We start from the raw sequence: 6310 nt of genomic DNA on the forward strand, positions 1-6310 counted from the left end.
AGTCTCACCAGCACCGCCCGCCGCCACAACATCGACCCGCAGGCATACCTGACACAACTGCTGACCAACCTGCCGACGACGCCGATCAGCCAGCTCGACAATTGGCTGCCGGATCGCTGGCTTCAACTCCAAGCACACCAACACGATCAAACGGCGGCGGTGTAGTTCGCGTAACGCTCACTAACGTTCCGCCCTCGACGACTTGCTTGGAGAGTCGAATCGTCGCGGTGCGCTCGTCGGTCCCGACGGCGCCGGTGCGTGGCTCGTTGGTCTGCCCACCGCTCCCCGGACCGCGCCATGGGCGAGGATTCAGACGATGTTCCAGCAGAATTCGGTCGATCGGATCGTCACTGCCCGGGTCGGGAAGGTAACCAAAGGCATCGCGGACTCCGGCGACCGTCTGTTCCCATTGCTCACGCTCCGGCGACCCCGGTGCCGCGGTGGCTGCGGCCGGCTTGAGTACCCAGAGTATGACAAAGAACCCCATCATCAGCATCACCAGATCGGCAAATGTGAAGATCCACTCGGGACATTCTTCGCATTCGCACTCGGATTTTCGTTTCTTCTGCATATCGACCTGCTTTCGCGGAATTGAATTCCGAGCCGCGCTCACGCCGCACGCTTCATGGCGGTGTGCTGTTGTGGATTGAGAAAGCTGAGCAGTTGTGTCTCCACGGCGCGCGGGTTTTGGCCGGCCTGAATGCTCAGCACGCCCTGCAAGATCAGTTCCTTGGCTTGAGTCTCTTCACGCGAGCGTATCCCAAGTTTCTCGGCGATGGGTCCTACGATCAGGTTTTGCAGCATCGCGCCGTAGAGCGTGCCGGTTAGCGCAATCGCCAGCGCCGATCCAATGATGGCAGGATCACCCGAGAGATTCCGGAACATCGCGACTTGGGCAATGAGTGTGGCCATCAATCCAAAGCCGGGACCGAACTTCGCCAGCGTCGCGAAGAAGTGCCGGCCATGTTTGTGCCGTTCCTGCATGGCCTCGATTTCCTGCCGCATTACCTGTTCAATCATTTCCGGGTCGGAGCCGTCAATGGTGAGTTGCAGTCCCCGACGAAGAAACGGGTCTGGCGCTTCGCGAGCCGCTTGTTCCAGCGCCAGCACGCCATCGCGCCGCGCGATTTCCGCGTAGTTGACCATCTCGCGTATGGCGGCATCGAGATTGTGATGCCGGCTGAACAGCCATTTCTTGAGCGAACCGAATGCGTTCAAGGTGACATGCATCGGGAGCGACAACATTGCCGCGCCCAATGAGCCGCCGAGTACGAGGAGTATCTCGTTCGGCTTGAAGTACGCAGCCATGGCTCCATGCGACGCGTGATACATCGGATAAAGAACGACTCCCCACGTCAGAAACAACCCGAAGCCCGTTGAACCGTCCATTCGTCACCGATCCTTTTCTGTGCGCCCGCGGCGAGCAGGAGCGCGTCAAGGGATGAGTCGCTTGCAGATGAATCCCATGACAGAATCAGGAACGTGTGATAATCAACGCATCAGGATTGTCCCGGGAGGCATTTTATCAGCACGCGAAGCGACCAACGCGATTGGGTTGGTTGTAAGGATTCCTTGAGCGGCAGGACATATGCAGTGTCCCGTGAACGGAACTGTCAGTTGTGATCCGCTCACGTCACCCACCAAACCATCGGAGTCCATCCGTGCAAACCCCACTTGTTGACGAGGTCGTTCGACTCGGCAGAGATATTCCGGAACTCATGCTCTACCGGGGTGCGATCGGAACTGTCTGTAGCATTTGGTTCGCGCCGCTTGCGGCATTCGAAGTAGAGTTTGATGTTCATGGCCAGCCGACCCGCGTGTTGCTGTTATCCCAGGAAGTGCAGCTCGTTCACGAGCGGGCTATGCCGCAACGGCACGATACACTCCATGAGTCCACGCCGGACGCTGCCTGACGAATTCGCAGCGCGATCGTGCCGCTGATTTATTGGGAGGATACTTGCGTCGGCATCCGGCAGAATCCTTGTGGGGGGGACCGCCAGCGCTGCGTTGAACTTCGAGGAGAGGTTCTGAAAAGCGATCAGTCCCGTCAGTTCGACGATCACGTCGTCGTCCCACCGCCGTTTGAGGCGTTGACGCAGATCATCGTCGACTTGATTGAACGTAATAGCTTCTGCGTATTCCAACGCGAGACGTTCCTCGGGTAGGAACAACACACTGTCTCGCCAGTCCGCAAGCGCGTCAATTTTCTCCATCGGCACTCCGCGTTCGGCGAGCTTTGCAGAATTGATGTCGACGCAGAACGCACACTGGTTGATCTGCGACACTCCTACCGTCAGCAGCGACCGAAGGCCAGGCGCCAGGGGCGAGGCGCGGCGGTCGAGAGCGGCGTAGAGTATCGCCAGTTCAGTGAACACTCGTGGAGAGCGGCCCCATAGGAGCGCCGGGTGCAGCACGCGGCCGTAACTTCGTTTCTGTTTCCAGAATAATAGCCGGAGCAGCCACGGATAGGTGCTGAGCGGTTTTGTCGCGACGGTTGCCTGAGCATTCACCATGATGGTTCCAACCCTTGATTCGTCGCTGACTCTACTCGAACGCCGGCCAAGGGGTGTGCCGGCGGTCCCGGCAGTTGGCGGGGATTTGCGGAGTTGCCGCATGGACTGATGAAGAAATGACTGCGGCTGTGGTGCGGGAACGCGGCTGGTCTGTGTTTCGCGCTCCGCTCAATCATTGGCTCGATCCGAACGATTGGTGGCGGGAGTGACCTGCTCCCCAACTCCGTTGCTCAATTCGGTGTTTGGATGAAATGCTGCCCACGCGAACCAGAAGCTGTGTGCAACCCGTGCGTCGCGGGGCGCCTGAACAATTCTGACTCCTCCGCTCGCGTCGGCCTGCAACTCCACGCGCTGGCCTCCTAACTGGTCAGTGATCGTCCTGCCTCGTGCGTCGAGAATTCGCTGAACCGGGTACGCTCGGCATACGTCGCCGACGCAAATGCCCACCACGCGCTCTTTGGCTTTGAGGCGCGCGTCGTGGTGAGCCACAGGAAACATGAGCCGGTCTGTCGCAAAGTAGTCGCCATAGGGATCTTGCGAATAATCCCGGCGATGGCCGGTCTGGTTTGTCACGACCGTTGCCTTGGCATATCGCTCCCGGAGCGCTTTGAACGTGATGAGTTCCCAAGGCAAGTGCCGAAGTGCTCGTCCGACTTTCGGGCCGCTCACCGCGCGGAAGCCGAGCTGTGACCACAGCGCATTGTCCGTTCGGTCATATAACAGGACGTTCGAATTGTGGAGCAGGCCGCTGATCCCAAACTCCAGCGTCTTGCCTCCGATCCGGCGGTCGACCACTGTGACCGAATCGCAAAGCGGGCAGTAGACGACCGCCACCGGCACGCCAGCGAGTTCATCATTAATCACTTCGTGCCAAGTAAGGATGGCGATTGGGTAGCCGCGAGTCTGATCGTCAACTGTTACGACAATCACGCGGTCGTTTGGTTGCAGGAAGTCGGCGCGGTCCACCGGCGCTGTCGTTGGCGCAGTCAACGAAGGAATCCCGTCCTTCGGCGGCCCGCCGGCGATGATGTCCGAGCGGGGTAGCGTGAGCCCTGTGGCGTCGAACTGAGCGATCGGATCGTTCATCGGGGCCGGCGCGGCGTCTGCGGAAAGCAATGCTGTCGCATTCACCTCGTTTCGGGAAACTTGCCAACCGGCATACGCCGTGCCGGCGATTGCCACTGCGATTATCACGGCTCGGAATCTCGGTCGCTTGGTCATGTTTGGCACCTTTGCGTTGCGCGTCAGTGGTGAGTCGAGAGAGCCGTGAATGCCTTACACGATCGGCGGCGATTGTCGGTCGCCGAATGTGCGCTCGTCTTCGAACCTGGCCCGCTGCGCAGCGCATGAAAAACCCAGAAGGCACGTAAGGAATCGACCCGCGCCGCCTACAAATCAGTACATGACCCGTGCGGCTATTGCCAACTCCACCGACCTTGATTTGCCGAGGGCCACTGCCGACACCTATGCCATGAGCTGTTTGGAGCTCTGGGGCGGCATCTCAAGGGTTGACAGCGGTCTGAGCGTGACCGGGTTAGACGGGTGGCTTTGGTCGGAGCCGGCAGGCAGCGATGTTGGTGGTGACCTCTGCCTGGTTTCGATGTGCGCGTGTGCGCGCATCTCACGCTTTCTCCTTGCCGACGTCACAGGCCACGGTCTGCAAGCGGCGGGCCTTGCTCGACAGCTGCGCAAGCTGATGCGGCGTCATATCAACACGCCGGACCAGACTCGCCTTGCACGGGCACTAAACGACGACTTTTCGCTGCTCTCCCACGATGGCAACTTCGCGACCGCAATCCTCGCGACATTTTTCCCGCCGACGCAGCAGTTTATCGTCTGTAACGCGGGACATCCGAGGTCGCTGCTGTATCGCGCCAAACAAACGACCTGGGAGGTGATCAAACGTCCGGCCGAACTACCCAACGGGGGAACTCCAAACCTCCCGCTGGGAATCGAGCCTGCTATAGGTTACGCGCAGTTTGCGCTCCGGCTTGATCCTGGCGATATGGTGCTGTTCCTGACGGACGGTGTGATCGAAGCTCGGGATCGGGACGGTACGATGCTTGAGCACCAAGGACTGTTGAACATCGTTCGCAATTCGAAAGGTTCGTCCCCCGAATCGCTGCTTGCCGGCGTACGCGGTGCATTGCGCGAGCGCACCTCGTCAGCGGGTTTCGCGGATGACATGACCCTGCTGCTCCTGCGCGCCAACGGGGCTAAGCCCCCACCACAGAGCCTCATCCATCGTATGAGAACGATGGCCCGGATGCTGGGACTGAGGCAGTAGCACAGAGTCTAGAGCGTGGCTGTGTCTCACCTCAGCGGCACGCGCTGTGCCGGGTTCAACTGCGGTTCGGTCTACGGTTCGTACTCACCGTTGTAAGTCACGCGCAAGCAGTTGTTAAAGAGGTTAAGGCAGTTGATGTTCCCGATGAGAAACGTGATCTCCACGATCTCAGCGTCGGAGAAGGCACGTTTCAGACGAGAGAAGAGCTCGTCACTCACCCGGTTTGAGTTGACCATGGCCGCCCTGGTGTACTCAAGCGCCAATCGCTGGCGCTCCGTCTGCCGTTGTGACTCATCGAGCAGCCGAAGCGGATCGTCGCCGATACCCAACGCGCGGGCGATCACAATGTGGACGCCTGTACAGAACTGGCACGCGTTGGCGCGCGATGACTCAAGAATGACGAGTTCCTTGAGGTCGCGCTCGACAAGGCCGCCGGGGTAAAGCCCGTAGCTCAGTTCCCTGAAGCCAGCGAGCAGCGCCGGCCTGAGGGACATGGCCTGCAACATCTCGCCCGGTCGCCTTCCGGCACGCATCGCCGCGACGCTTTCGGCAAAGCACGGATCGTCCTTGACCGTCTCGAATGCTGCCTGAATCTGCTCTTCTGTCACGCTTACACGCATCGAACACTCCTTGAGAAGATTGGGATAACTACTCGAGTGCCGGGCGAATCGGATCGGCGTGTTGTCGAGCGTCCTTTCCGAACCAGCGCATCTCTACGCACGCGCGAAGGATCGCACGCGCGCGGTGAAGAATCACCCACAAGTTGGCAGGACTCAGCTCCAAGTCCTCGCAAATCGATTCGCAGCTCTCATGGTCCATCACGCGGCGCGCAAAAATCTCGCGTCCGCGCGGCGAGACGCCGGACAGACACCCTCGGAACACTTCCCACAGTTCCTGGTTTTCGGCCTGCGCAGCCGGATCAAGCGACCAACTGTTCGGGGGACGTAGCCAGCGGCCTTGCTCATCGAACCAGCCTTCGACAGCCGCGGCATCCGCATCCCCCGTCCCGGAAGGATTGGCTCTGCGGCACGCAAGAAGGTGGTCGAGGATCTTGTGCCTTAAGATGCCGAACAACCACGTTCGAAGCGACGCTCGCCCCTGGTAGGTGTCACGCGCCTTCAGGGCGGCCAAGAGAGCATCTTGAACGAGGTCCTCGGCCACGTGTGTCCGTCCGACGCGGGCGACCGCGTATCGATACATGACATCGGCGTGCTCGTCTACCCAGTCTTCAGCGTTGCTGCTTTGTAACATCAGGGATCTCCAAGCGAGAACTGTTCAAACGCGGCGCCATGCTGCTGCGCGTCAAAGCAGCGACGCCGCTCCTACATCAATCTGCCAAGAGGCCGGGGCGTTGTAGTTGTAAGGGAGTGACAGTTCTGGGTTCAGTTATTCCGGGAAAACCGAATTCACCACCTAGTGCATTGTCATGCCTTGAACTTAGGATACTGTGAGTGAGTGATTCAAGTCGATGATGGGTGCAACCAAGGAAGGTTGTGCCATGCAGAAGAAG

General features: G+C 59.6%; 6 protein-coding genes. 1 reads left to right on the forward strand and 5 read right to left on the reverse strand.

What is annotated here, in order from left to right; genetic code table 11:
• Positions 1 to 609: 609 nt before the first annotated feature.
• The 3 genes from SGJ19_22615 to SGJ19_22625 form a co-directional block, all read right to left on the reverse strand.
• Entirely contained in the window at positions 610 to 1389 is a 780-nt protein-coding gene (locus SGJ19_22615; GenBank protein ID MDZ4783048.1) for a MotA/TolQ/ExbB proton channel family protein, read from the reverse strand.
• A 437-nt stretch (positions 1390 to 1826) separates the two neighbouring features.
• Complete coding sequence (locus SGJ19_22620; GenBank protein MDZ4783049.1) at positions 1827 to 2513, reverse strand: carboxymuconolactone decarboxylase family protein; 687 nt, start codon at positions 2511 to 2513, stop codon at positions 1827 to 1829.
• Positions 2514 to 2681: 168 nt separating this feature from the next.
• Positions 2682 to 3734, reverse strand: coding sequence for a DUF3179 domain-containing protein (locus tag SGJ19_22625; GenBank protein MDZ4783050.1), 1053 nt, complete (start codon positions 3732 to 3734; stop codon positions 2682 to 2684).
• A gap of 181 nt (positions 3735 to 3915) precedes the next feature.
• On the opposite strand from SGJ19_22625, the gene SGJ19_22630 reads away from it, so the two are divergent.
• On the forward strand, positions 3916 to 4800 hold the full coding sequence (locus SGJ19_22630) for a PP2C family protein-serine/threonine phosphatase (protein MDZ4783051.1): 885 nt from the start codon (positions 3916 to 3918) through the stop codon (positions 4798 to 4800).
• Positions 4801 to 4871: 71 nt separating this feature from the next.
• Here SGJ19_22630 and SGJ19_22635 read toward each other — a convergent pair whose 3' ends face one another.
• Positions 4872 to 5420 carry a carboxymuconolactone decarboxylase family protein gene (locus SGJ19_22635; protein MDZ4783052.1) on the reverse strand — a complete coding sequence of 183 codons (549 nt, stop codon included), beginning with the start codon at positions 5418 to 5420 and terminating at the stop codon, positions 4872 to 4874.
• 28 nt (positions 5421 to 5448) lie between these two features.
• Positions 5449 to 6051, reverse strand: a complete 603-nt coding sequence (locus SGJ19_22640; GenBank protein MDZ4783053.1) for a sigma-70 family RNA polymerase sigma factor — start codon at positions 6049 to 6051, stop codon at positions 5449 to 5451.
• Positions 6052 to 6310 lie beyond the last annotated feature (259 nt).

Source organism: Planctomycetia bacterium, assembly GCA_034440135.1.
Lineage (GTDB): Bacteria > Planctomycetota > Planctomycetia > Pirellulales > JALHLM01 > JALHLM01.

What these genes read in the sequence shown, in the direction of transcription:
- SGJ19_22640 (MDZ4783053.1), bottom strand. Translation starts at nt 6,051, where the DNA reads ATGTTACAAAGCAGCAACGCTGAAGACTGGGTAGACGAGCACGCCGAT.
- SGJ19_22630 (MDZ4783051.1), top strand. Translation starts at nt 3,916, where the DNA reads ATGACCCGTGCGGCTATTGCCAACTCCACCGACCTTGATTTGCCGAGG.
- SGJ19_22615 (MDZ4783048.1), bottom strand. Translation starts at nt 1,389, where the DNA reads ATGGACGGTTCAACGGGCTTCGGGTTGTTTCTGACGTGGGGAGTCGTT.
- SGJ19_22620 (MDZ4783049.1), bottom strand. Translation starts at nt 2,513, where the DNA reads ATGGTGAATGCTCAGGCAACCGTCGCGACAAAACCGCTCAGCACCTAT.
- SGJ19_22625 (MDZ4783050.1), bottom strand. Translation starts at nt 3,734, where the DNA reads ATGACCAAGCGACCGAGATTCCGAGCCGTGATAATCGCAGTGGCAATC.
- SGJ19_22635 (MDZ4783052.1), bottom strand. Translation starts at nt 5,420, where the DNA reads ATGCGTGTAAGCGTGACAGAAGAGCAGATTCAGGCAGCATTCGAGACG.